Annotated in this window: 23 protein-coding genes and 1 tRNA gene; 12 read left to right on the top strand and 12 right to left on the bottom strand. The window is 63.3% G+C overall.

Features of this window, described 5'->3' with window-relative positions; translation table 11 throughout:
- Nucleotides 1–209 precede the first annotated feature (209 nt).
- Nucleotides 210–1187, top strand: a complete 978-nt coding sequence (locus CO664_RS17945; protein ID WP_037417549.1) for an SDR family oxidoreductase — start codon at nt 210–212, stop codon at nt 1185–1187.
- A 51-nt stretch (nt 1188–1238) separates the two neighbouring features.
- Nucleotides 1239–2408 carry a zinc-dependent alcohol dehydrogenase gene (locus CO664_RS17940; protein WP_037417546.1) on the top strand — a complete coding sequence of 390 codons (1170 nt, stop codon included), beginning with the start codon at nt 1239–1241 and terminating at the stop codon, nt 2406–2408.
- Nucleotides 2409–2422: 14 nt separating this feature from the next.
- Here CO664_RS17940 and CO664_RS17935 read toward each other — a convergent pair whose 3' ends face one another.
- The 4 genes from CO664_RS17935 to CO664_RS17915 form a co-directional block, all read right to left on the bottom strand.
- Nucleotides 2423–3133: a metallophosphoesterase gene (locus CO664_RS17935; RefSeq protein ID WP_037417544.1), complete on the bottom strand. Its 711-nt coding sequence runs from the start codon at nt 3131–3133 to the stop codon at nt 2423–2425.
- 12 nt (nt 3134–3145) lie between these two features.
- The gene (locus CO664_RS17930; RefSeq protein ID WP_037417541.1) at nt 3146–3955 is read right to left on the bottom strand and encodes a hypothetical protein; all 810 of its coding nucleotides are present in this window, start codon (nt 3953–3955) and stop codon (nt 3146–3148) included.
- 305 nt (nt 3956–4260) lie between these two features.
- Nucleotides 4261–4866: a general stress protein gene (locus tag CO664_RS17920; protein WP_097539512.1), complete on the bottom strand. Its 606-nt coding sequence runs from the start codon at nt 4864–4866 to the stop codon at nt 4261–4263.
- 64 nt (nt 4867–4930) lie between these two features.
- The gene (locus CO664_RS17915) at nt 4931–5242 is read right to left on the bottom strand and encodes a PepSY domain-containing protein (RefSeq protein ID WP_037417535.1); all 312 of its coding nucleotides are present in this window, start codon (nt 5240–5242) and stop codon (nt 4931–4933) included.
- Between the two features lie 186 nt (nt 5243–5428).
- On the opposite strand from CO664_RS17915, the gene CO664_RS17910 reads away from it, so the two are divergent.
- On the top strand, nt 5429–5590 hold the full coding sequence (locus CO664_RS17910) for a hypothetical protein (protein WP_097539510.1): 162 nt from the start codon (nt 5429–5431) through the stop codon (nt 5588–5590).
- A 415-nt stretch (nt 5591–6005) separates the two neighbouring features.
- Here CO664_RS17910 and CO664_RS17905 read toward each other — a convergent pair whose 3' ends face one another.
- Nucleotides 6006–6353: a hypothetical protein gene (locus tag CO664_RS17905; RefSeq protein WP_097539509.1), complete on the bottom strand. Its 348-nt coding sequence runs from the start codon at nt 6351–6353 to the stop codon at nt 6006–6008.
- A gap of 302 nt (nt 6354–6655) precedes the next feature.
- On the opposite strand from CO664_RS17905, the gene CO664_RS17900 reads away from it, so the two are divergent.
- The 4 genes from CO664_RS17900 (at nt 6656) to CO664_RS17885 (ending at nt 11340) form a co-directional block, all read left to right on the top strand.
- The gene (locus tag CO664_RS17900; RefSeq protein WP_037389636.1) at nt 6656–7327 is read left to right on the top strand and encodes a Crp/Fnr family transcriptional regulator; all 672 of its coding nucleotides are present in this window, start codon (nt 6656–6658) and stop codon (nt 7325–7327) included.
- A 150-nt stretch (nt 7328–7477) separates the two neighbouring features.
- Nucleotides 7478–10261 (top strand): LuxR family transcriptional regulator, encoded by a 2784-nt coding sequence (locus tag CO664_RS17895; RefSeq protein WP_234820279.1) that lies wholly within the window; start codon nt 7478–7480, stop codon nt 10259–10261.
- A 135-nt stretch (nt 10262–10396) separates the two neighbouring features.
- Complete coding sequence (locus CO664_RS17890) at nt 10397–10765, top strand: hypothetical protein (RefSeq protein WP_037389639.1); 369 nt, start codon at nt 10397–10399, stop codon at nt 10763–10765.
- Between the two features lie 26 nt (nt 10766–10791).
- On the top strand, nt 10792–11340 hold the full coding sequence (locus tag CO664_RS17885; RefSeq protein WP_234820278.1) for a c-type cytochrome: 549 nt from the start codon (nt 10792–10794) through the stop codon (nt 11338–11340).
- 134 nt (nt 11341–11474) lie between these two features.
- Here CO664_RS17885 and CO664_RS17880 read toward each other — a convergent pair.
- A tRNA-Arg gene (locus tag CO664_RS17880) sits at nt 11475–11551 on the bottom strand.
- Between the two features lie 212 nt (nt 11552–11763).
- On the opposite strand from CO664_RS17880, the gene CO664_RS17875 reads away from it, so the two are divergent.
- From CO664_RS17875 to metH, 4 genes are all read left to right on the top strand, one after another.
- A complete protein-coding gene (locus CO664_RS17875) occupies nt 11764–12660 on the top strand; it encodes an ROK family protein (protein WP_037389641.1) in 897 nt (298 codons plus the stop codon).
- A 77-nt stretch (nt 12661–12737) separates the two neighbouring features.
- Nucleotides 12738–13232 carry a heme-degrading domain-containing protein gene (locus tag CO664_RS17870; protein WP_037389644.1) on the top strand — a complete coding sequence of 165 codons (495 nt, stop codon included), beginning with the start codon at nt 12738–12740 and terminating at the stop codon, nt 13230–13232.
- 11 nt (nt 13233–13243) lie between these two features.
- Nucleotides 13244–14401: a mannose-6-phosphate isomerase Pmi gene (pmi, locus tag CO664_RS17865; RefSeq protein WP_097539508.1), complete on the top strand. Its 1158-nt coding sequence runs from the start codon at nt 13244–13246 to the stop codon at nt 14399–14401.
- A gap of 174 nt (nt 14402–14575) precedes the next feature.
- On the top strand, nt 14576–18346 hold the full coding sequence (gene metH / locus CO664_RS17860; RefSeq protein WP_097539507.1) for a methionine synthase: 3771 nt from the start codon (nt 14576–14578) through the stop codon (nt 18344–18346).
- Nucleotides 18347–18350: 4 nt separating this feature from the next.
- Here the strand turns inward: metH and CO664_RS17855 are convergent, their stop codons facing one another.
- From CO664_RS17855 to CO664_RS17830, 6 genes are read right to left on the bottom strand one after another with little or no spacing between them, the layout of a single operon-like run.
- Nucleotides 18351–19946, bottom strand: coding sequence for a GMC family oxidoreductase N-terminal domain-containing protein (locus CO664_RS17855; protein WP_097539506.1), 1596 nt, complete (start codon nt 19944–19946; stop codon nt 18351–18353).
- A gap of 25 nt (nt 19947–19971) precedes the next feature.
- Complete coding sequence (locus CO664_RS17850; protein ID WP_037417380.1) at nt 19972–20973, bottom strand: branched-chain amino acid ABC transporter permease; 1002 nt, start codon at nt 20971–20973, stop codon at nt 19972–19974.
- Nucleotides 20966–21853: a branched-chain amino acid ABC transporter permease gene (locus CO664_RS17845; RefSeq protein WP_097526203.1), complete on the bottom strand. Its 888-nt coding sequence runs from the start codon at nt 21851–21853 to the stop codon at nt 20966–20968. Before CO664_RS17845 ends, CO664_RS17850 begins: the two co-directional genes overlap by 8 nt.
- A gap of 3 nt (nt 21854–21856) precedes the next feature.
- Entirely contained in the window at nt 21857–22558 is a 702-nt protein-coding gene (locus CO664_RS17840) for an ABC transporter ATP-binding protein (protein WP_037417375.1), read from the bottom strand.
- A 1-nt stretch (nt 22559) separates the two neighbouring features.
- Nucleotides 22560–23342, bottom strand: coding sequence for an ABC transporter ATP-binding protein (locus CO664_RS17835; RefSeq protein WP_097539505.1), 783 nt, complete (start codon nt 23340–23342; stop codon nt 22560–22562).
- A 13-nt stretch (nt 23343–23355) separates the two neighbouring features.
- Complete coding sequence (locus CO664_RS17830) at nt 23356–24561, bottom strand: ABC transporter substrate-binding protein (protein ID WP_097539504.1); 1206 nt, start codon at nt 24559–24561, stop codon at nt 23356–23358.
- 241 nt (nt 24562–24802) lie between these two features.
- Here CO664_RS17830 and CO664_RS17825 point away from each other — a divergent pair, with 241 nt between their 5' ends.
- On the top strand, nt 24803–25738 hold the full coding sequence (locus CO664_RS17825; RefSeq protein WP_097539503.1) for a LysR family transcriptional regulator: 936 nt from the start codon (nt 24803–24805) through the stop codon (nt 25736–25738).
- Nucleotides 25739–25951: the final 213 nt, after the last annotated feature.

Genomic DNA, 25951 nt, shown 5'->3' with positions numbered 1-25951 from the left:
AAATGACTTGCAGCGGCATTGAGCGGCCCTTCCTTTGGCAGGTGTGGCAGGTGAACTTTCGATCGAGAACTAACGCGCCGCCATGCGGGTCCGGTTCCATGCCGGATGCGCCGCCGGACCGATTTAGGGGCGCCGAAGCCGGCACGGCCAGCGGAACATAATCGATCGCAGGCGGTTCCATCGGCACTTGCTCGAGCGGGAGACGCGCCATGCGGAAAGCACTCAGAGATGCAGTGGTGGTGATCACCGGAGCCTCGTCCGGAGTGGGACAGGCGGCGGCGGAGGAGTTTGCCCGGCGGGGATCGAAGCTCGTGCTCGCCGCGCGCGACGCGGTGGCGCTGCAACGGGTAGCGCGAACCTGCCGGGATCTCGGGGCGGCCGTGCTCGTCGTGCCGACCGATGTGACCGAAGCGGATGCGGTCAAGGAGCTGGCGGCCAAGGCCCTGTCCTTCGGCAGGATCGACGTCTGGTTCAGCAATGTCGGCGTCGGCGCGGTCGGCCGTTTCCAGGAAACGCCGATCGAGGCGCATGAGCAGGTCATCCGCACGAACCTGATCGGCCACGTCAACGATGCGCATGCAGCCATCCCGGTGTTCCTGAAGCAGGGCCACGGCACGTTCATCAACATGATATCGCTCGGCGGCTTTGCCTCGACGCCCTTTGCGGCGGCCTACAGCGCCAGCAAGTTCGGCCTTCGCGGCTTTTCCGAAGCGCTGCGCGCCGAACTCGCCGAAGAACCCGACATTCACATCTGCGACGTCTATCCGACCTTCCTCGACACGCCGGGAGTTGCCCATGGCGCGAATTACACCGGCCGCAGGCTGAGCGTTCCGCCTCCCGTCTACGATGCGCGGCGGGCCGCCCGCGCCATTGTTCGTCTGGCTGAACGGCCGCGCAGCTCCGTCACCGTCGGGGCCGTTGCCGACTTGGCGCGGCTTGCCCATTTTCTTGCCCCCAACACGACCTCCCGCGTCCTCGCCCGCCTGACCTCGTCCTATCTCCGGCGAGCGCCGCGCGCCGAAAGAAGCAATGGCAACCTGTTCCGGGCCCCGCCAAATCCCGGCGGTATCGAAGGCGGATGGCGTTCCGAGCGCAGGGTCCCGATCGCCGCCGTTGCAGCCGCGGCGCTCGTCGGCCTGGCTCTTGCGGCGGTGATCGTACCACGAACCTCATACCGGCGGCGCTAGGACTCTCCTCGGCGCGTGGCCCCGTTTTGACGACAGTGGAGGAATCCTGCAATGAAGGCTTTGACCTGGCACGGCAAAGGCGACATCCGATGCGAGAGCGTTCCCGATCCGGCGATCGAGGACGAGGGCGACGCCATCATCAAGGTCACCGCCTGCGCGATCTGCGGCTCCGACCTGCATATCTACAACGGCCTCATCCCGGCGATGGAGCACGGCGACGTCATCGGCCACGAGACCATGGGGGAGGTGGTTGCGCTCGGCAAGGCGGCGACGAAGCTGAAGGTCGGCGACCGTGTCGTGGTGCCCTTCACCATCGCCTGCGGCGAGTGCTTCTTCTGCCAGCGGGGCTTTCACTCCGCCTGCGAGCGAACCAATCCAGACCGGGAGAAGGCGGTGAAGATGTGGGGCAATTCGCCCGCCGGCCTGTTCGGCTATTCGCATCTCCTCGGCGGCTATAGCGGCGGCCAGGCAGAGTATCTGCGCGTGCCGCATGCGGATGTCGGGCCGGTCAAGATACCGGAGGAGCTCACAGACGAGCAGGTCCTGTTCCTCTCGGATATCTTCCCAACCGGGTACATGGCGGCCGAATTCTGCGACATCGAACCCGGCGACACGATCGCCGTCTGGGGCTGCGGGCCTGTCGGCCAGATGGCCATCCGTTCGGCCCTTCTACTCGGGGCGGAACGGGTGATCGCCGTCGATACCGTTCCCGAGCGGCTGCGGCTTGCCGAATCGGCGGGCGCGGCGACGCTCGACTACATGAAGGAGGATATTTACGAGCGCATCATGGAGATGACCCATGGGCGCGGCGCGGATGCCTGCATCGATGCGGTGGGGACGGAGGCCGACAGCCGGGCGAGCCTCGATTCGCTCGTCGACCGCGTCAAGGTTGCCGCCTATCTCGGCACCGACCGTCCGCATGTGCTGCGCGAGGCAATTCATTGCTGCCGGAATTTTGGCACGGTCTCCATCGTTGGCGTCTATGGCGGATATCTCGACAAGATACCCTTCGGGTCGGCGATCAATCGCGGGCTGACCTTCCGCATGGCGCAGACACCCGTTCAGCGCTACTTGCCCATCCTGCTCGATCGCATCCGCAAGGGCGAGATCGATCCCTCCTTCGTCATCACCCATCGAGGCTCGCTGGAGGAGGGGCCGGACCTTTACCAGACCTTCAACAAGCGGGCAGACGGCTGCGTCAAGGTCGTCCTGAGGCCTTGAGGGGAGGTGCTCCCTCAGAACTCCAGGATCGCATAGGGCCGGCCTGTCGGCTTCTCGACGTGAGCAGCGACGTTGAAGACCGGTGCGCCGCCCGGCGTCGTGCCTTTGTAGGTGCCCTTGTGGGCGTGGCCGTGGACGACGGCGCTGACGCGGAACCGGTCGATGGTTTCCGCGAACCGGGAGGAGCCGAGGAAGGGATAGATCTCTTCCGGTTCTCCCGCGACGGTCTCGGCGATCGGCGCGTAGTGAAGCACGACCACGGAATGCTCGGCGCTGGTCTTGCGCAGCGCGTTTTCGAGGCGCATCGCTTCATCGACGGTCGCCGATACCATGGTCTTCAGTGCAGCTTCGCCGAAGGAACCGAGCATATGCCGTCCGAAACCGCCGACGAAACCCTTCGTGCCGGCAAAGCCGATACCGGCGATCTCGACCGCCTGGCCATCCAGGAGATGGACACCTGCCCTCATGAAGATCGACGAGATCTCCTCGACCGCGTCACATTGGTGATCGTGATTGCCGAGAACCGCCACCACCGGAACCGTGCAATATTTCAGATCGGCGGCGAGCAGCTCCGCTTCGGCCGGCTTGCCGAGATCGGTCAGGTCGCCGGCGATCACCAGCACATCGGCGACTTTGGAGACCTCCGAAAACAGGTCCGTAAAGGAGACCGAACCATCCTCTTTCATGTGGAGGTCCGCAACCGCGGCGACTTTCACCTTGCCCATGGTGACAACTCCCTATTTTCCTGTCGGCATCTCGAGGTCGCCGCCGACATCGGCAAACCCCCATTCGGTCACGTCGATCTGGTAGTCGGTGCGCGAATACATCCGCCCGCGGCAGATTTTCGTCTGCGGCAGCGGCAGATCCCGCTGCGCCGCCAGCCGGCTCAAAAGCTCGTCCATCAGCCACAATGGAACCCTGTCGCGCTCCGAAGGGTAGATCCACCGGAAATTGAGGAGGTGGATCAGCAACACCTCCCAATGCGCTTCCATATATTCGAGCAGCCGGCGCCAATCGATGCGGTCGTGGGTCTTGAGGATGGTGTGGGCGACGTCGGCGCCGTCGTAGCGCTCGCGAAGCTGGATGAAGGATTTCGACCAGACCAGTTCGGTCGGAGAGACGATCGATACCGGCGAGGCGCTGAGTTCCACCGGAAGAGCGTGTTCGAACCAGGCATCGTTGACGAGCATGGTTCCGTTCGGCGAGGCGAAGATGACGTCGAAGAAGAACTTGCCCTTGTAGACCTTGCCGAGCCAGCGGTCGTCCTCAATCTCGACCGAGTAGCCGCGCGATTTGAAATGCTTGAGGATGCGGGTGTAGTCGCCGGCCTTGCAGAAGACGTCGAGATCCTTCGTCGGCCTCGAGATGCCGGTATAGGCGCTGACGGCGAAGGTGCCGGCGATCAGAAACGGGATCTTGGATTTGACCAGTTCCGCAATCGCAGTGGCGACGAAGGCTTCGGCCTTCTCATCGACAAGCTGCGGCAGCGCGAGTGGCCTGCGGGTCGTTCGCGGCGACTTCGACTTGGGTGGCGTTGCCGATGGCATGCTTTCTCTCCTGCGACGGAACACCTACGAGAACACGCGAGAACTCGGCTAGGTTCCGCAGCATCGACAGCGCCTAGTGACTGGGTCGTTTGTGCGGCAGCTCCTCTCCATCATTTCTGTGCTTGTCACAGAAATCCAGCCAGCCAAGTCCTTGGCTGAGAGACTCTTCCGCACCGCGGACGCGACGCTGCTGTATCCCTGTGACAGGCACAGAGTAGAAGCCGGAGAAAGACCTCCGCCGGAAGCACGTGGCGAAGTCGGATTCATGGGCGCGGCCGCGTGCGGCTGCGCCCATGGGGCCAATGCTACAGCGCCGGTGGGCGGTAGCGCTCGCGCTCGCGCTGAACGTCATCGAGGCTCATCGGCGCCGACGCGGCGTCGAACGTGCTCCAGCCTTCCTCGACATAGGCGCGCCGGCGAACCGAGGCGTCGACGGCATGGCGGTTTCTTAAGATCGCATCGGCTTGCGGGACGAGGGCCTCGTCGACCTTTGCCACGACCAGCGTGCCGCCCCGCCGCACGCCCTCGGCGTAAAGATGGGCGTCCTCTTCGGGAACGCCGGAGTCCGTCAGCGAGCCGACAATGCCGCCGGTGGCGGCACCCGCCACGGCTCCGGCGACCGCGCCGGCCGCCGTCGAGGCGAGCCAACCAGCGGCGACGACTGGTCCGACGCCCGGAACGGCCATCAGCCCGAGCCCGGTCAAGAGACCGACGGCGCCGCCGCCGGCTGCACCGAGACCAGCACCGACGCCGGCTCCTTCAGCCGCCCCTGAACTCTCGCCCGAATAGCGATCGCCGACATTGTTTGCGACGATGCTGATATCCTCCGACGGAATGCCTGCCGCCTCTAGGTCGTTCACCGCCTGTCGGGCATCGTGATAGTCGTCGAAAAGCCCTGCCACAGTTCTCATCTTCTTCTCCCTTTCTGTAGCGTTGAAGGGGATCACCGCCTCGTTCCCGGCAGCAACCACGCAGCTAGAGTGCGGTAATGTTGCCCTGGTAATCGAGAGCGACGGTGACGGACTTGCCGTCCTTCATGGCGGTTGCACGCCAAATACCCTGATCGTCGAGCTTCAACCCCTTGACGTCGGCATATCCGGCTTGCTCGATCCGCTCGCGCGCCTGGTCTTCCGTAAAACTGTTCTTGCCGGCGACGGGGGCTTCGGGGTTCTCAGCGCCGGGAGTGGCGATCGCCGGTGTGCTTCCGCCGGAAGTTGCCGACTGCCCAAAGGCCGGCATTGCCGCAGCGCTCAAAAGCACTGCAACGCCAAAGATCGTGTTTTTCATAGCCTTTCCTCTCTCGGGGATTCTTTTCCCGGTTAACCAAACTGGCCGGGCATGGTTTGGTTCCGAGTTGCGCGCCGCGGAGGAGTGCGCCGGGTAAGCGGGCGCCAAGGAGAGGCGTTCTCCCGGAACTTTCCCGGGCTTCGACGGTTGGCGCTGCCGTCAATCGAAATCTCTGAGGAGAGCGCAATGGCTACAAATGTGAAGGACGGCAAGGCGCCGAAGGGCTCCAGCGGAACGCATGGCGGAAATCGCGCAGGCGACCAGGCTAAGAAGAACGCCAACCAGAAAGGCGAGACGAAGAAGAGCAGCCAGGCGGCGGGCAAGGACCCGCAGCGGGGCAAGGGCTGACGCCGCACGCTAGCAGGGCCTAAGCAAAAAGGCCGGGCTCAGCCCGACCTCTCATCGCCACCTCCCGCCGCTGCCAGTACATCCGTGGTCAGCGACGAGAGGGACAGTAAAGGCAGTGTAGGCGCCGATTGTTACAGTGGCAAGACTATTCGAAAGGGGGTGTTTGGCTATGAGACGTCATGTTCTTTGACGTCGCGACTTTCGGATTCCGGCCGCAATCCGCCTGCCGTCGCGGTTGACACGGTCCCACAACGCCGCGCGTTTTTATCAGACGCGCAAAGTCGCTGTCGCACTTTGAAATGCTGCATGTCTCCGGGAGCGCCGACGAGATCTAGCCCGCGCACCTCGCCATCACGACGTTTGAGCGAAGTTTGTCTCCCGCAAAACATCGCGTTCGGGCGGGGCGAAACCGAATCTATTTACCGGCATGTACCAGTTGGGGAGCGTGCTCGGCGCCTTCCACGAAGAGTTTGCCGCCGGTCCGGGAGATTTCGACGGCTTGGCTGGGCTCGTCCAACCGGCCTGGAATCGAAATCGTGAGGCCTCGGCCCTCGTCCAGTGTCACCTCGAAGCGCACGGGAGAACCCGCCTCTCCCTCCGCGATCGTGGTGACCACTCGGAAACCGTCACCGGCTTCCGTGTAATAGACGACGCCACGATAAGCGCCGAGATTGATGCTTTCGCCTTGCAGGGCCTCAATTTCACCCGCGAAGGCGCTGCTTGCCGTCACGCAAAGAGCCGCGAGAACCGTGTATCTGCACATCGTCGCCTCCCTGCTGCATGATTCCTTAGACCGGAAATCGATTTAAGAACGAGATCATGCAGCAATTCTAAGTGCTACAGCGACCTTTGCGCGTCTTGTAAGACGTGCGGCGCGGTAGCCGAAAAAGGTCCGGACAGGACCAGTGCATGAGGTTACTAGGCGTGCATAGGTTCGTCTGTGATTATTCGCACAGGGGCTGACAATCCAACTCAAACGGAGACCGTGCGCCGACGGCCAGGGCCCTATTTCCATTTGCTGCCGAAGCCAAAGGAAGTAGATTTGGCGGAACGGAAGCACTGGCCATGACACGTTCGCCTGATTTCCTTTCGAGACTGGACAATAAGGCCGTTGCTGCGTTGTCGGAGCGCTGGATCGTTCGTAGTTACGCCCCCCAGGAGTTGATCATCGCCCATGGCGAAAGCGGGCGCGATGTGTTCTTCATACTTGAGGGACACGCCCGCGTGACCCTCTTTTCGACGAACGGTCGCGAGGTCCTTTACGGTGACCGCGGGCCCGGTGATATCGTCGGGGAACTGGCCGCTATCGATGGCAAGGCGCGATCGGCGACAGTCCTGGCCATCGACGCAACGCGTGCCGCAAGGTTGCCGGCGAAGGACTTCCGCAGCCTGATCGCGGACCACCCGGAGTTTTCGTGGGCTCTCCTCGAATACCTCTCGGCGGGCATAAGGCACATGACCGACCGGGTTTACGAGTTCAGTACTCTGGTCGTGCGTCGGCGTCTCATCCTCGAATTGCTTCGCCGCGCTGACGAAGCGCATGCAGACGACAGGCAGGCCGTCATAAACCCGGCGCCCACTCATTTCGAACTGGCCGCCTCCATCAGCACGCAGAGGGAAGCGGTTTCTCGGGAAATGAGCACTCTCTCGAAAAGGGGACTGATCGAGAGACGCGGCCGTAGGCTGTTGCTCTGCGACCTTGCGGCCCTTGAAATGCTCGCGGGAAAGGAAGGGTAGCGGGCCAAAGTGCTGCAGCGACCCTTACGCGTCTGATAGGACGCGCGGAGCTATGGGACCGATTTCCTTGTAGAAGAACTGCTCGGCCACTGCATTCGCGGCATGGTTTCGACGTAGCGCTGGAGCAACCACAAGAGGATTACTCGCCATTTGGAAGACAATACGAAAAGCCATACCGATTTATTTGTCGGAATGCGGCCTTCAACGCGCACAAACCTCATCGTTGTTTGCTATACTCCCGAAGGGGAATTCGCGATGCTGCTCGATCGAGAGGGTCCACTCGAGGCTTTGCTGGCCGCAATACGGAGTGCGGCGGTCGGTCGGGGCAGCACAGTGCTGCTGGAAGGCGAAGCCGGGATCGGCAAGAGTTCTCTCCTGCGCGAGTTCGCCGAGCACGTGGATAAAGACTGCCGGGTGTTATGGGGCTGGTGCGAGGCGCTTTTCACGCCGTGTCCGCTCGGACCTTTGCAGGACATGGGGCAATCGTTTGACCCGCGCGTGGCAGCACTGCTCGATCAGGCGGCTCCGCCAGAGCGCCTCTTTCCGGCGTTATTGAATGTGCTCCAGCACGCCAGTAGTGCGATCATACTCATCTTCGAGGATGTACACTGGGCCGACAACGCGACGCTGGACCTTGTGAGATATCTTGGTCGCCGCGTCTCGTTGCTCCCCACCGTGCTGGTACTCAGTCTGCGCAGCGATGAAATCGGCGCCGATCATCCCCTGACGCACGTGCTCGGCGATCTTCCGTCCGCGTCAGTCACGCGCATAGTGCTTGAACCGCTGTCTCCCGCAGCAGTGGCCATACTGGCTGAGCAGGCGGGCCGCTGCGCCGCTGATCTCTATCGCATTACGGAGGGCAATCCCTTTTTCGTCACCGAACTTTTGGCAAGCGGCGCGACCGAGCCTGGGCGCGTACCGGATTCGATACGCGATGCGGTCTGGGCGCGCCTGTCGCGGCTGACAGCGGGTGAGCGTGAAGTACTTGAAGTGATCAGCATAGTGCCAGGCAGCGTGGAGCCTTCCCTTACCCGGGCTCTGCTCGGTGTCGAGGCCGAGGCACTGGTTGACCAGTGCGTGGCGCGCGGACTGTTGCGGCGAGACAACCAAGGGGACGTGACGTTTCGACATGAGCTTGCCCGGCAGGCGACGCTCGACCGGCTGGCACCGACCCTTCAGAGGTCACTCCATGCAAAGGTGGAGACAGCGCTGTCGCAAGTCCTCACGACACAAGCATCTACCCTGCTTTCACGCCGGGTACACCACGCGGCTGGAGCCGATGATGGGGCACGCGTTCTCGAACTCGCGCCGCAAGCCGCAGCGCATGCGGCGCGTCTGGGCGCCCACCGAGAGGCGGCCTCGCATTTGGCGATGGCTCTCAGATACGTTGCGCGGGCGGCACCGGAGCTGACCGCACGGCTTTACGAGGACTGGGCTTACGAGGCCGGACTGACGCTCCTCGTCTACGAACCGGTGATCGAGGCGCACCATCGTGCCATCGCGATCTGGCGCGAACTCGGACGCATCGACAGGATCGGTCCCAACCTGTGCAGGCTATCGCGGCTGCACTGGCGCCGCGGCGAAGGCCAGCCGGCAGAGGACTACGCAGAGCAGGCGGTGCGCGAAATGGAAAAGCTGCCGCCCGGCTCGGAACTGGCGATGGCCTATAGCACACGCTCTCAACTTCATATGCTCCACTATCGCTTCGACGAAGCGATAGATTGGGGGTTGCGGGCGATCGCACTCGCCGACCGATTGGGTGAGATCGAAACGCGCGTTCACGCTTTGAACAATGTCGGCACCGCGCTCCTTTTCGCCGCCCGCCCGGGCGGCCGCGAGCGGCTTGAGGAAAGCCTGGCACTGGCGCTCGAGCACGAGTTCCACGACCATGCGGCGCGAGCCTACACCAACTTCGCGGAATGCGCGGTCGTGTCCAAGGACTTTGTCCTGGCCGAACGCCTGTTGGCCGAAGGCATCGCATTCGCCAGCAGGCACGATCTCGATTCGGCAGCGCAATACCTGCTCGGTCGACAAGCGCAGCTTCGGATGGAGCAGGGCCGTTTTCGCGAAGCTGAGACCATTGCGCAGGGCGTCATGAATCTGGTACGCCTGCCGATGGTCATGCACTTGCCGGCGCTTACCGTGCTCGGAACTGTGCGTGTGCGGCTGGGCGAGCCCGGTGGTTTGGCGCTTCTCCAGCAGGCCCTCCATGAGGGATTGGCGACGGGAGAGCCCCAGCGTATCGTGCCAGTTCGCCTGGCGCTGGCCGAAGCGGCCTGGCTTGCCGAAGATCACAGTGCTGGTCACGAGCAGTTGACTGCCGTCGCGGCAATGGATCTCGACAATTTCCGTAGCTGGGACTTCGGCGAACTGGCGGTCTGGTGGCAGCGATGCGGTATGGCCACGCCGCTGCCGGAGTCGAAGGTACAGATTCCCTTGCCGCGCTCTGCCGAACTCCGCGGCGATCCCTTGGCGGCGGCAGCCGAATGGGATCGCCTCGGGCTTCCCTATGAAGCGGCGCTCGCCCTGATGCAGGTTCGCGGAGGCGGTACTGGGCCGGCACTGGCTCGCGCCGTCACGATGTTCGAGTCGTTGGGGGCGCGTCCCGCTGCGGCGCTGGCGCGGAAGCAGGCGCAGCGCTTAGGTATTGCGGGCCAATTGCCGAAGGGCCGCAGGGGGCCATACGGGACCGCCCGCCGTCACCCGCTCGGGCTGACGCGGCACGAACAACAAGTGCTCGCCTTGATCGCGGCGGGCATGAGCAACAAGGAAGCCGCCCAGCGTCTGTCACGCTCTCCGCGCACGATCGAGCATCAGGTCTCGGCCGTGCTTGGCAAATTCAACGCCGCCAACCGGATGGAAGTGCTCCTGCGCCTGCGCGGCGAGCCATGGCTCCTGTCAACCGCCGACGCGCTGCAAACTGTCGAAAACTAGGCAAGCTCGCGAAATTTAGGGAACCGGCGCCCGGCAAATTGGGGGCCGGTACCGATGTGACTTGGCGGCTGCACGCATAGGCTCCGATGATGGGAAAAGACTGCCCAGACAGTCTATTGCGGAGGAGGAGAAACGATGACCAGATGTTCTACCGCATGCGCAATGGCCTTACTCGCCATGACAGGGGTTGCCGGCGCGTCAGAACTGGCGCCGGGAAATGGCCACAGCGTTCATCTCGGTCTCTTCGATGGTGCGGTGTATTACACGGTCGAGAAAGACGGCTATCGGGTGGTTGCGACTTTGGCCTCTGGAGCGGAAGCGCAGCCGATACGCTTCGTGTCCACACTCGGACCGGGGGAGCGGCTGATGATCTCTGTGCCGCAAGCCATCGGCCAGCCGTCTGCCGACTTCGAGATCATACGCGAGGGCGAAATTCTCCACGTGCAGGAGCCCAGCGGCAATCTGATCGACAGCGTCGCAACCAGCGCCGTACTCAAGGAGTGACTCTTTTTGGGTCAAAGATATCTCGGGTGATTCGTGCGCGCTTCACTCAGGAGATGCCGGCCGAGCAGCCCGCCCCCTCACCACCGCAGGAATGCGAATTCGGGACGTCGACCATCGTAGACGCGGCCGATCGCCTCCTAAACGCCTTCCTGTGGAAGATGCGTCCATTGCAACCGCAGCACCTGGTTCTATTCGCCCTCGCCTGTGGCTTCGCGCTCGGTTCCGGGGGATTTTCGCAGGACGCCGCGGCCGACAAGCTCTATAAAGTTGTCGATGGCATGGCCGATGCGCGGACCTACAATGGTTACCGACGTTATCATGGCGGGTGCAACCATTGCCACGGCCCCGATGGAGTGGGCTCGACCATTGCGTCCTCTCTTGTCGACCGGCCGCTCGATATCGAGAACTTCAGGCGCGTTGTTCGCGACGGCCAGAGCAGCAGCGAAAACTCGTTCATGAAAGGGTTCGCCGACGACCCCAATTTCGCGCCTTATATCGACGACATTTACGCCTATCTGCAGGCCCGCGCCGACGGCGCACTCGGCCGGGGGCGGCCAAAGAGACTGGAGCCGTAGAGCCGCTTCGACAACGTAGAAGCTTGATTTCCGGAGGGCGAAGCGTTCTCAAGAGCGCTGGCGCAAAAGGACCTTCGGGAGTCTCCCGATCAGACACGTTCTGCGCTTAGGTGATTATTAGGATTCAATTTGAATGGTGATCCCGGCGCGATTCGAACGCGCGACCCCCAGATTAGGAATCTGGTGCTCTATCCTGCTGAGCTACGGGACCACTCGGCATAAACCCATACAAAAGCGAGGCCTCTTCGCCAAGTGTTTTTGCGTGTGCGGCCGGAGATTTGCCGTGCGTCGAGTCCGATGCGTCGATGCGAAATCAGGGGGCTAGCATCATCGACGGGGTGAATGCTAAGCAGGGGCCGGCGGCGGTCGGAGGAGATGCCGCCCTTTCCCGCAGCCCATCCATCCTGGGGACCTGATCCGCGCATGTTTATCGGAATCGATTGGGGCGGCACCAAAATGGAAGTCATCGCGCTTAGCCGCGATGGCGAGACGCGTGCCCGGCACCGGGTCGCAACCCCGACCAGCGGCTATGACGCGTGCGTCCGCGCCGTGGTCGATCTGGTCGCTGCCGCCGAAGAGACGGCCGGCCAACGCGGCTCGATCGGCATAGGCATTCCCGGCAGTCCCAATCCGCGCACGGGGATCGTGCGCAACTCCAACGCCGTGCTCATCAACGGCAAGCCGCTCGGGCGCGACCTCGAGGCCGTACTGGGACGCAAGGTGCGTCTTGCCAACGACGCCAATTGCCTGGCGGTCTCCGAGGCGGTCGACGGGGCCGGCAAGGATGCGCATGTCGTATTCGGCATCATCGTCGGCACCGGCCATGGCGGCGGGCTGGCGATCGGCAAGAAGGTGCATGCCGGCTATCAGGGCATCGCCGCGGAGATCGGCCATTATCCGCTGCCCTGGATGACTAAGGACGAATATCCCGGGCATAAATGCTGGTGCGGCAAGCTCGGCTGCCTCGACATGTATGCCTGCGGCACCGGGGTCGAACTCGACTATCGCCTGACGACCGGCACCGACCGCCGCGGCCGCGACATCATCGAGGCGAAGCGTGCCGGCGATCCCATTGCGACCGGCGTCTACGCCCGCTTCGTCGACCGGCTTGCCCGCAGCCTGGCGCTTCTGACCAATATCGTCGATCCGGACGTCTTCGTGCTCGGCGGCGGCATGTCGAATGTCGACGAGATCTATGGCGAATTGCCGGGTCTGATCACCAAATACCTGTTCGGCGACAGTTTCGAGACGCCGATCCGCAAGGCCGTGCACGGCGACAGTTCCGGCGTGCGCGGCGCCGCCTGGCTCTGGAAGGAATAGCGCGTGCCGAGGCTTGGCGGCGGCAGGCCAGAAGGGGGCATCGCCCCTCCAATTCGATCATGACAAGCGGAGGCATCATGAACATCGACAATGATCTGCGCCGGATCGCGCTCCAGGAACAGGAATTGCAGTTCGAGCGCTTCGATCTCGACACGGCCTGGACGCTCGGATCGACGCTCCGCCGCATGGCGGCCGAGCGCAAGCTCGGCGTCGTCATCGACATCACGCTTTTCTCCATGCAGGTCTTCTACGCGGCGCTCGATGGGGCGACACCGGACAACCCGAACTGGGTGCGGCGCAAGCGCAACACGGTCTTCCGGCTGTTCAAGAGCAGCTACGCCACAGGCCTTAGCCTGTTGAAGCAGCAGACCAACCTGCAGGCGAAGCTCGGCCTGCCGGATCAAGAGTTCGCCGCGCATGGTGGCAGCTTCCCGATCGTCGTGAAGGGAACCGGTTGCATCGGCGCCATCACGGTGTCGGGCTTGCCGCAGCGCGACGATCACAATCTCGTCGTCGAGGCGCTCGCCGAACTTCTCGGCGCGGATCACGACGGGCTGAAACTCGAAACCTGATGCGCGGGCCAATGGACATTTCATTAAGGGCGAGGGAGCTCGGCCGCTGGCTCGCGGAAGCCGCTTTGCCGCTCTGGCGCGACAAGGGGTTTGATGCGGCTGGCGGCGGTTTCGTCGAGACGATCGACATGGCCGGCGAGCCGACGCGGGCCGATCGCCGCTCGCGCGTCCAGCCCCGCCAGGTCTATTGCTTCGCGGAGGCGGGGCAGCGCGGCTGGCGCGGCGACTGGCGTACGGTCGCTGAAAGCGGGCTTTCCTATTTTGATCGGGTCTACCGACAGCCGAGCGGCTTCTATGGCGCGCTTGCCAATGCCGACGGGGAAATCATCGATCCGTCCTTCGACCTCTACAACCAGGCCTTTGCCCTGCTTGCCTTCGCCTATCTCGCCGAGGTGATCCCGGAGCGGAAGACCGAGATGGTCGGGCGCAGCAACGATCTTCGACGCAGGCTGGAGGCCCATTGCAAGCATCCGGTCGCCGGCTTCGAGGAGGACGAGCCGCCGCGCCTGCCGCTCGGCTCCAACCCGCATATGCACCTCTTCGAGGCCTGCCTCGCCAGCGAAGCGGTCGACGGATTCGACCGGGTCGCTTGGCCCAATCTCGCCGACGAGATCGCTCATCTGGCGATGGATTGCTTCATCGACGCCGAAACCGGCGTGCTGCGCGAGTTCTTCGATCACGACTGGACAGCCTTTCCGGGCGAAAAGGGCCGCATCGTCGAACCCGGCCACCAATTCGAATGGGCATGGCTGCTCCTGCGCTGGGCGGAGCGGCGCGGCAATGTCGAAGCGATCGTCAAGGCGCGCCGGCTTTTCGAGATCGGCGAAACACACGGTATCTGCGGCAAGCGCGACGTGGCGATCATGACGCTCTTCGACGACCTGTCGGTCGCCGACCCGGTGGCGCGCCTCTGGCCGCAGACGGAATGGCTGAAGGCGGCGATCCGCTTCGCTTCGCTTTCCGACGGCAGCGAGCGGCAGCGCTACCTTGCCTCGGCCTCACGTGCGGCCGCGGCGCTGCAGCGCTTTCTGGAGACGCCGATCCCCGGCCTCTGGCGCGACAAGCAGAAGGCCGACGGCAGCTTCGTCGACGAACCCGCGCCGGCCAGCAGCTTCTACCATATCCTCTGCGCGATCTATGAAGTCGAGGATTGCCTGAAGCGGATGTGAAGCATCGACTCCGGTTTTCGCCTTTGATGGCCTGCCGCGCCCGCGGCGGGCTTTTTTGTTGCGTCCAGATTTGCCCCTGGCCAAAATTGTGATCGAATCGTATGTTGACATAAAGATATCTTTATGTGACTTAATCGGCAAAGCATTTGTCGTTTTCAGAACGGGAGATTTCCCATGTCCGCCGCGTCCCTCTTCGGAGATCTCTCCCCCAGGCCCGACGGCTCGGAAGTCTTCCGGGCCCTGAAGGAGGCGGCGAGCGAACGCATCCTCATCATGGATGGTGCGATGGGGACCGAGATCCAGCAGCTCGGTTTCTTCGAGGATCATTTCCGCGGCGAGCGCTTCGGCGGCTGCGCCTGCCATCAGCAGGGCAACAATGATCTGCTGACCCTGACGCAGCCGAAAGCGATCGAGGAGATCCATTACCGCTACGCCCTTGCCGGCGCCGACATCCTCGAAACCAACACCTTCTCCTCGACGCGGATCGCCCAGGCCGATTACCGCATGGAGGTCATGGTCTACGAGCTCAACCGCGACGGCGCGCGGCTGGCGCGCCGGGCGGCAAAGCGCGCCGAGGCGGAGGATGGCCGGCGGCGATTTGTGGCCGGTGCGCTCGGGCCGACCAACCGCACCGCCTCGATCTCGCCCGACGTCAACAATCCCGGCTATCGTGCCGTCAGCTTCGACGACCTGACGCTGGCCTATGCCGAACAGGTCCGCGGCCTCATTGATGGCGGCGCCGACATCATCCTGATCGAGACGATCTTCGACACGCTGAACGCCAAGGCGGCGATCTTCGCGACGCAGGAAGTGTTTGCCGAGAAGGCAATCCACCTGCCGGTGATGATCTCCGGCACCATCACCGATCTCTCCGGCCGAACGCTCTCCGGCCAGACGCCGACTGCCTTCTGGTATTCGGTGCGCCATGCGGCGCCCTTCACCATCGGGCTCAATTGCGCGCTCGGCGCCAATGCGATGCGCGCCCATATCGACGAGCTTTCCAGCGTTGCCGACACGCTCGTCTGCGCCTATCCGAACGCCGGTCTGCCGAACGAATTCGGCCGTTACGATGAAACCCCGGAGGCGATGGCGGCGCAGATCGAGGAATTTGCCCGCGACGGCCTCGTCAACATTGTCGGCGGCTGCTGCGGCTCGACGCCGGCTCATATCCGCGCCATCGCCGAAGCGGTCAAAAAATACCCGCCGCGCGAGGTGCCGGAGATCGAACGCCGCATGCGGCTTTCCGGCCTCGAGCCGTTTACGCTCACCGATGAGATTCCCTTCGTCAATGTCGGCGAACGCACCAATGTCACCGGCTCGGCGAAATTCCGCAAGCTGATCACCGCCGGCGATTATGCCGCGGCGCTCGATGTGGCACGCGACCAGGTGGCCAACGGTGCGCAGATCATCGACATCAACATGGACGAGGGGCTGATCGATTCGACCCGTGCCATGGTCGAGTTCCTGAACCTGGTCGCCTCTGAGCCGGATATCGCCCGGGTGCCGGTGATGATCGATTCCTCGAAATGGGAGGTGATCGAGGCCGGCCTCAAATGCGTCCAGGGCAAGGCGCTGGTGAACTCGATCTCGCTCAAGGAAGGCGAGGAGGCATTCCTGCATCATGCAAGGCTGGTGCGCGCCTATGGCGCGGCCGTTGTGGTGATGGCCTTCGACGAGAAGGGCCAGGCCGACAGCAAAGCGCGCAAGGTCGAGATCTGCGGGCGCGCCTATCGGCTGCTGACCGAAGAGGTCGGCTTCCCGCCGGAAGACATCATCTTCGACCCGAACATCTTCGCGGTGGCGACGGGCATCGAAGAGCACAACAATTACGGCGTCGACTTCATCGAGGCGACGCGTGAGATCATCGCCACACTGCCGCATGTGCATATCTCGGGCGGCGTATCGAACCTCTCCTTCTCCTTCCGTGGCAACGAGCCGGTGCGCGAGGCGATGCACGCCGTGTTCCTTTATCACGCCATCCAGGCGGGCATGGACATGGGCATCGTCAATGCCGGCCAGCTCGCCGTCTATGATGCGATCGATCCGGAGCTTCGCGAAGCCTGCGAGGATGTGGTGCTTAACCGCCGCGCCGACGCGACCGAGCGCCTCCTGGAAATCGCCGAGCGCTATCGCGGGCAGGGCGGTGCACAGGGCAAGGAGAAGGACCTCACCTGGCGCGAGTGGACGGTTGCAAAGCGGCTCGAACATGCGCTCGTCAACGGCATCACCGAATTCATCGAGGCCGACACGGAAGAGGCGCGGCTTGCCGCCGAGCGCCCGCTGCATGTCATCGAGGGTCCGCTGATGGCCGGCATGAACGTGGTCGGCGACCTCTTCGGCGCTGGCAAGATGTTCCTGCCGCAGGTGGTCAAGTCGGCGCGCGTGATGAAGCAGGCGGTCGCGGTGCTGCTGCCTTACATGGAGGCCGAGAAGCTTGCCAATGGCGGCGAGGGGACCCGCGAGAGCGCCGGCAAGATCCTGATGGCAACCGTCAAGGGCGACGTGCACGATATCGGCAAGAACATCGTCGGCGTCGTGCTTGCCTGCAACAATTACGAGATCATCGACCTCGGCGTCATGGTGCCCTCGGCAAAGATCCTCGACGTGGCGCGCGAGCAGAAGGTCGACATCATCGGGCTCTCCGGCCTCATCACCCCGTCGCTCGACGAGATGGTGCATGTCGCCTCCGAACTCGAACGGGAAGGCTTCGACATTCCGCTGTTGATCGGCGGGGCGACGACCAGCCGCGTGCACACGGCGGTCAAGATCAATCCGCGCTACAATCTCGGCCAGACCGTCTATGTCACCGATGCCAGCCGCGCCGTCGGCGTCGTGTCGAGCCTGCTCTCGCCGGAGGCAAGCGACGGCTACAAGGAGACGATTCGCGCCGAGTATCTGAAGGTTGCCGATACCCATGCGCGTAATGAGGCTGAGAAGCGTCGCCTGCCGCTGTCGCAGGCTCGCGCTAATGCGCAGAAAGTCGACTGGAATGCGCATCAGCCGACGACGCCCTCCTTTCTCGGCACGCGCGTCTTCGAGAGCTGGGACCTGGCGGAGCTTGCCGGCTATATCGACTGGACGCCCTTCTTCCAGACCTGGGAGCTGAAGGGTGTCTATCCGCGCATTCTCGATGACGAGCATCAGGGACCAGCGGCGCGGCAGCTCTTCGCCGACGCCCGGGCGATGCTGGAGCAGATCATTGCGGAAAAATGGTTCGCGCCCAAGGCGGTGGTCGGCTTCTGGCCGGCAGGCAGCGCCGGCGACGACATCCGCCTCTTCACCGACGAGACGCGCAAGCACGAGCTTGCCACCTTCTTCACGCTTCGCCAGCAGCTGACCAAGCGCGACGGGCGGCCGAATGTCGCGCTCGCCGATTTCGTCGCTCCGGTCGACAGCGGCAGGCGCGACTATCTCGGCGGCTTCGTGGTGACGGCCGGCATCGAGGAGGTGGCGATCGCCGAACGCTTCGAGCGCGCCAATGATGATTATTCCTCGATCCTGGTCAAGGCGCTCGCCGACCGCTTCGCCGAGGCCTTTGCCGAGCGCATGCACGAATATGTCCGCAAGGAGCTCTGGGGCTACGCTCCGGACGAATCCTTCGCGCCGCAGGAACTGATCGGCGAGCCCTATCAGGGCATTCGCCCGGCGCCCGGCTATCCGGCACAGCCGGACCATACCGAGAAGGAGACGCTCTTCCGTCTGCTCGACGCCGAGGCGGCAATCGGCGTCAGCCTGACGGAAAGCTACGCGATGTGGCCGGGTTCGTCCGTTTCCGGTCTCTATATCGGCCATCCGGACGCCTATTATTTCGGCGTCGCCAAGATCGAGCGCGATCAGGTCGAGGATTACGCGACACGCAAGCGCATGAATGTGCGCGAGGTCGAGCGCTGGCTATCACCGATCCTCAACTATGTGCCGATGCCGGAGGCCGAGGCCGCCGAGTAGGCGGCTACCCGTTTACCGCGAGGATCATCCCAGCCGCCTTCTCGGCGATCATGATGGTCGGCGAATTGGTGTTGCCGGAGGTGATGGTCGGCATGATCGAGGCGTCGGCGATGCGCAGGCCTTCAACGCCGCGCAGGCGCAGTTCAGGATCGACGACGCTCTCCGGATCAGCCCCCATGCGGCAGGTTCCGACCGGGTGGAAGATCGTCGTGCCGATATCGCCGGCGGCTTGCTTTAGCTCATCATCGGTCTCGTAGCTCGGTCCGGGCTTGAATTCGACCGGCCGGTAGCGGGCGAAGGAAGGCTGCGAAACGATGCGGCGGGTGAGGCGGATCGCCTTCACGGCGACGTCCCGGTCGGTTTCGGCCGTTAAATAGCGTGGGCGGATGTCGGGCGCGGCGGCAAAATCCGGCCCCTTCAGGTGCACCGAGCCGCGGCTTTCCGGCCTCAGGTTGCAGACGCTGGCGGTGATCGCCGGGAAGGGGTGCACCGGCTCGCCGAATTTTTCGAGCGTCACCGGCTGGACATGATACTGCAGGTCCGGCGTCTCCTTCTCGGGGCCCGAGCGCGTGAAGATGCCGAGCTGGCTCGGCGCCATGGCCATCGGCCCGGAACGGCGGACGAGATATTCGAGGCCGATCGCCGCCTTGCCGAGGACCGAGCTCGCCTTCTCGTTCAGAGTCGGAACGCCGGTGACCCTGTAGGCAAGACGCAGTTGCAGATGATCCTGCAGGTTCTCGCCGACGCCGTGCAACGCGTGATGCACTTCGATCCCGTTGGCGCGGAGGATTTTCGGATTGCCGATGCCGGAAAGCTCGAGAATATGCGGCGAGCCGATCGCACCGGCGCAAAGCACCGTCTCGCGGCGAGCGTGCGCGCGCTTGGTCGTGCCGTCGTGCTGGAACTCGACGCCGGCGACACGCCCCGCTTCGAGGACCAGCTTGCGGACATGCGCCTTGGTCAGGATCGTCAGATTGCGCCGGTGCCTGGCAGGTTTCAAAAACGCTTTGGCGGTGTTCCAGCGGATGCCGGAGCGCTGGTTGACGTCGAAATAGCCGGAGCCTTCGTTGCTGCCGCGGTTGAAATCGTCTGCTTCGGGAATACCCGCCTCGGCTGCTGCCTTCTGGAAGGCGTCGAGTACCGCCCAGCGAACGCGGGCCTTTTCGACCCGCCATTCGCCGCCGGCGCCATGCATGTCGTCGGCGCCGCGATAGTGATCCTCGGATTTCCTGAAGAACGGCAGCACCTCGTCCCAGCTCCAGCCGGCGCAGCCAAGCTGACGCCAGAGGTCGTAGTCGCGCGCCTGGCCGCGCATGTAGATCATGCCGTTGATCGAAGAGCAGCCGCCGAGCACCTTGCCGCGCGGATAGAAAAGCGACCGGCCGTTGAGGCCATCTTCAGCGGCCGTGGTGAAACACCAGTCGGTGCGCGGATTGTTGATGCAATAGAGGTAGCCGACAGGAATGTGGATCCAGTGATAATTGTCGCTGCCGCCCGCTTCGAGCAGCAGCACGCGATGCGCCGGATTTTCCGACAGGCGGTTGGCGAGGACGCAGCCGGCGCTCCCCGCTCCGACGACGATGTAGTCGAACGTTTCCATGGGCTTTCTCTTGTCGGGCCGCGCGTCAGTGCTTGTGCCGGTGCTCGAAGCCGAGCCGGCGGCCGAGGCGGGAATTATAGAACTCGCCGACGATGCCGCGGCGGAAAACGAGCACGCAGACCATGAAGACGACGCCGGTGATGATCGTCACCGGAAATTCCGAGGTCGCCAGATAGTTCTGCAGCGTCACCACCAGTGCGGCGCCGAAAAGCGGTCCGATCAGCGTTCCGATGCCGCCGAGCAAGGTCATCAGAATGACCTCGCCAGACATCTGCCAGCCGACATCGGTCAGCGTCGCGAACTGGAAGACCAGCGCCTTCAGGCCGCCGGCGAGACCGGTCAGTGCAGCCGACATGACGAAGGCGGCGAGCTTGTAGTTCCGCACCGAATAGCCGAGCGAGATGGCCCGCGTCTCGTTTTCGCGGATCGATTTCAGGATCATGCCGAAGGGCGAATTGATGATCCGCCAGATGATGGCGATGCCGATGACGAAGACGGCGAGTACGAAATAGTACATGTTCGAGGACTGCGAGAGGTCGACGAAGCCGAACAGATGGCCGCGCGGCACCGACTGGATACCGTCCTCGCCATGGGTGAACTCGGCCTGCAGGCAGAAGAAATAGAACATCTGCGCCAGCGCCAGCGTGATCATCGCGAAATAGATGCCCTGGCGGCGAATGGCGAAGAAACCGATGACCACGCCGAGAAGGGCGGCGCCGACAACGCCGACGAGGATGCCGAGTTCGGGCGGCACCCCCCATTCCTTGACCGCATGCGCGGTGAAATAGGCCGCACCGCCGAAGAAGGCAGCATGGCCGAAGGAGAGCAGCCCCGTATAGCCGAGCAGCAGATTGAAGGCGCAGGCGAAGAGCGCGAAACACAGGATCTTCATCAGGAAAACGGGGTAGAAGAACAGCGGCGCGAGCAGGAGAAGCGCGAGGCCGAGCCCGAGAAACACCGTCTGGGCGACGATGGGGGTGCGTTCCTTCTGCTTCTGAAGTTCGAGTGTCAGCGTCATGTCAAGCATCCCGGCCGAAGAGGCCCGCGGGTCTCAGGAGTAGAACGATGGCCATGATCACGAAGATCACGATATTGGAGGCCTCCGGATAGAACACCTTGGTCAGCCCCTCGGCGACGCCCAGCAGGTAGCCGGTGACGATCGCCCCCATGATCGAGCCCATGCCGCCGACGACCACCACCGCGAAGACGACGATGATGATGTTCGAGCCCATCAGCGGCGACACCTGATAGATCGGCGCGGCGAGCACGCCGGCGAGAGCGGCGAGCGCCGCGCCGAGGCCATAGGTCAGCGTCAGCAGGAAGGGCACGTTGATCCCGAAGGATTGCACCAGCACCGGATTTTCCGTCGCCGCCCGCAGATACGAGCCGAGCTTCGTCTTCTCGATGACGAGCCAGGTGCCGATGCAGACGACGAGCGAGAAAACGATCGCCCAGCCGCGATAGACGGGCAGGAACATGAAACCGAGATTGGCGCCGCCGGTCAAAAGCGCCGGTGTCGCATAGGGCTGACCGGAGGCGCCGTAGAGATAGCGGAACGTGCCTTCGACCGTCAGCGCCAGGCCGAAGGTGAAGAGCAGGCCGTAGAGGGGATCAAGCGAATAGAGCCTTCTCAGCATGGTGCGTTCGATGGCGGCGCCGAGGAGACCGACGAGAAGCGGTGCGAGGATCAGCGCCGGCCAATAGCCGATGCCGAAATGCGCGAGCAGCAGCCAGGCGACGAAGGCCCCGAGCATGTATTGGGCGCCGTGGGCGAAGTTGATGACGCGCAGCAGGCCGAAGATGATGGCGAGGCCGAGACTCAGAAGCGCATAGAAGGAGCCGTTGATGAGGCCGATCAGCAGCTGACCGAGAAACGCCTGAAGCGGGATACCGAAGATCATCGTCATCACTTACACCCCGAGGATGTCGTGCAGCATGTCCATGCGCGCGGAAAGCTCCGAGATCGGAAACTCGCCCGCCACCTTGCCGTGGTCCATTAGATAGAAACGGTCGGCGACCTTGCTGGCGAAACGGAAATTCTGCTCGACGAGGAGAACCGTCATGCCGCGCTCCTTGAGTTTCTTCAGGACCTCGCCGATGCGCTGGACGATGACCGGGGCGAGGCCTTCGGTCGGCTCGTCGAGCAGCATCATCCTGACCCCGGTGCGCAAAATCCGGGCGATCGCCAGCATCTGCTGCTCGCCGCCGGAAAGTTTTGTGCCCTGGCTGTTGCGGCGTTCGTGGAGATTGGGAAAGAGCTCGAAGATCTCGTCGATCGTCATGCCGCCTTCGGCGACGGCCGGCGGCAGCAAGAGGTTCTCGTAGACGGAGAGGGTCGAGAAGATGCCGCGCTCCTCGGGAACGAAGCCGATGCCGCGGTGGGCGACGCGATGGAGCGGCACGCGGATCAGGTCCTCGCCGGCAAAGGTAATCTCGCCCTTGCGCTCGCGCACGATGCCCATGATGGCGCGCAGCGTCGTTGTCTTGCCGACGCCGTTGCGGCCGAGCAGCGTCACCATCTCGCCCTCGCCGACGGTCATGTCGACGCCGTGGAGGATGTGGCTCTCGCCGTACCAGGCGTTGAGGCCGGAGACCTTGAGAAGCGGTTTCATCTCAGGCCTCCTCCGTGCCCATATAGGCGGTGCGCACGCGCGGGTCCTCCGACACCGTCGCATAATCGCCTTCTGCAAGAATCTCGCCGCGCTGCAGCACGGTGACGTGGTGGCAGAGCGTGGCGACGACGGAGAGATTGTGCTCGACCATCAGCACGGCGCGCTCGCGCGCCACCTCGCGGATGATTTCGGCCACCATGCCGACATCCTCGTGGCCCATGCCGGCCATCGGCTCGTCGAGCAGCAGGACCTTCGGGTCGAGCGCCAGCGTCGTGGCGATCTCGAGGACGCGCTTGCGGCCATAGGAAAGATCGGCGGCCACCGCATTGCGCTCCTTTTCGAGCCCAACGGCGCGGATCAATTGATCGGCCTTGCCGTTCAGCGTGTCGAGCGCCGAAAGCGGTTTCCAGAACTGGGTCGCCAGCCGGTTCGGCCGCTGCAGGGCGACGCGGACATTGTCGAGGACCGTCAGGTGCGGAAACACAGCCGAGATCTGGAACGACCGCACCAGGCCCATGCGGGCGACCTTGTCCGGCGCGGTGTTGGTGATGTCCTCGCCGAGCAGCGTGATGGTGCCGTCGGTCGGCTGCAGGAACTTTGTCAGCAGGTTGAAGACGGTGGTCTTGCCGGCCCCGTTCGGGCCGATCAGCGCATGCACGCGGGCATGATGGACGTCAAGGTCGACATCCTTGACGGCGGTGAAGCCGCCGAAGTCGCGGCGGAGACCGCGGGCGGACAGAACCACCCGCGGCCTTCCATTCTCAAGAGGCGTGGCGACGCTCATCGCTAGGCGCCGGTCAGGATTTCACCAGGTCGCAGCCGCTCTCGGCCGGATCGATGAAGGCCTCCTTGCCGGGGATGGTCGCCAGAACCTTGAAGTAGTCCCAGGGCTCCTTGCTCTCGTCCGGCTTCTTGACCTCGAGCAGGTACATGTCGTGGATCATCCGACCGTTCGGCGCCACGGTGCCGTTCTGTGCGAAGACGTCGTTCACCGGCATTGCATGCAGTTCCTTGGCGACCGCGTCGGCATCATCGCTGCCGGCCTTTTCGATCGCCTTCAGATATTGCGTCACGGCGGAATAGGTGCCGGCATGGACCATATTCGGCATCTTGCCGGTGCGCTCCATGAAGCGCTTGCCGAACTTGGCGCTTTCGGCGTCGCGGTTCCAATAGAAGCCCTCCGTGAGCGTCAACCCTTGCGCCGCCTCGAGCCCGAGGCCGTGGACCTCGGCAAGCGTGAAGAGCAGCGCCGCCAGGCGCTGACCGCCCTGGACGATGCCGAACTCGGCCGCCTGCTTGATGGCGTTCGAGGTGTCGAGACCGGCATTGGCAAGCCCGATCACCTTGGCACCGGAGGATTGCGCCTGCAGCAGGAAGGACGAGAGGTCGGTGGTGGCCAGCGGATGGCGCACCGCTCCGACGACCTTGCCGCCGTTTTCCTTGACGTAGTTGCCGGTGTTTTCCTCGAGCGAATAACCGAAGGCGTAGTCGGCGGTCAGGAAGAACCAGCTATCGCCGCCCTGCTTGACGAGTGCGCCGCCCGTGCCGACGGCCAGCGAGTGGGTGTCATAGGCCCAGTGGAAGCCATAGGGACTACATTGCTTGCCGGTAAGCTCCGTCGTCGCCGCGCCAGTGACGATGTCGATCTTCTGCTTCTCCTTCGAGATCGCCTGTACCGCGAGCGCCACCGATGAGGTGGTGAGTTCCATGATGCTGTCGACCTGCTCGGTGTCATACCATTGCCGGGCAATGTTGGAGGCGATATCGGGCTTGTTCTGGTGGTCGGCGGTCACGACTTCGACAGGGACGCCCAGCACCTTGCCGCCGTAATCCTCGACCGCCATCAGCGCCGCCTCATAAGAAGATTTGCCACCGAAATCGGCATAGACGCCGGACTGGTCGTTCAGAATGCCGATCTTGACCTTGCCGTCGGACGCGTCGGCAAGAGCGGCGGTGCTGCTGGCGAGCAGCATTGCAAGTGTGGCGATCACTTTCTTGTTCATCTGTCCTCCTCCCGAGGATGTCCAGGGTGATGCTGGCCGTCATGCGCAAACACATAGGGCCTGGCGGTGACCTTTCGAGGCCCCGACCGTTTCTCGTATCGCTCTGTTCAAATTTGGCCAGACATGCTCCTCAACAGCTGGCCTCGAAGTTTAACATCCAGAAAATTCTACTTGGAAGCAAGCGGGTCAAACCGTAAATTGCAAACAGCATCTGTTCATTTTTGAACAGAAGGGAGGCGGAATGAATCCGAATTTCACCTGGGACGACCTGCAGTTCTTCCTGGCGGTGGCGCGCACCGGCCAGCTTTCGACCGCGGCGCGGCGTTTGAGAACCAGCCATGCGACTGTCTCGCGCCGTATCGACCGGCTGGAATTTGCCCTCAAGGTGAAGCTCTTTGAACGCAATCCGCGTGGCTACGTGCTGACCGGCATGGGCCAGCGCTTCGTCGAGACGGCCGAACGGATCGAGCGGGAAACGGAGCAGCTGCAGCTCGACATCAGCGACGGCATGACCGCCCAGCGCGGCGTCGTGCGGCTGAGCACGCTCGAGGGCTTCGGCAATTTCTTCCTTTCCGACCGGCTTGCCGACTTCGCCGGCCGCTATCCGAATATTTCGCTGGAGCTTGTGGCGATTCAGCAGATCATGTCCTTGTCGCGCAAGGAGGCCGATATTGCCGTGGCGCTCGCCGCGCCCAAGGCGGGCCCCTATCATTCCGAGGTGCTGACGCCCTATACGCTGCATGTCTATGGAGCGCGAAGCTATCTCGCCCGGCATCCGATGATCCGGACGCGCAATGACCTGAGTTCGCACCGCTTCGTCGGCTATATTGAGGATATGATCTTCACGCCCGGGCTCGACTATCTCGGCGAGATCCAGCCGGGCCTGCGCGCCCATTTCCAGAGCTCGAGCATCCTGACGCAGCTGAAGGCGGCGCGTCAGGGCCTCGGCCTCTGCGTCTTGCCCTATTTCATGGCCAAGGACGAAGCCAATCTCGAGATCGTGCTGCCGGACGAGATCGAGCTGAAACGCACCTATTGGCTGATCTGCCATCGCGACCTGATGGCGATGCCGCGGGTGAGGGCCGTACGCGATTTTCTGGTCGAAGCGGCGAGGGAGAGCCGCGGCTCCTTCCTCCGGGAAGGCCGGGCGGCGGTCAGCCGAGATGCGCCCCCTTGAAGAGCAATAGAGCGTTAACCATATAGGCAACAGCCATGGAGGAGCTTCTCCTTCCGCGGCCGACGCCGATTTCAAGCGGTTAGTCGATCGTGTCGAAATCCGTGTGACAAATCAGCAGCTTACAAAAATCTATCGATTTTTTAAAAATGTCTGTTGACGTGTCTGAGGTGTGGGGTCTATAAGCCCGATCACTGACGAGGGCGGCGGCGCTGC

Source organism: Sinorhizobium sp. NG07B (genome assembly GCF_002532005.1).
Taxonomy (GTDB): Bacteria; Pseudomonadota; Alphaproteobacteria; order Rhizobiales; family Rhizobiaceae; genus Sinorhizobium; species Sinorhizobium fredii_C.
The sequence above is the reverse complement of the archived record's forward strand: the minus strand, read 5'-3'. Positions and strand labels throughout refer to the sequence as shown.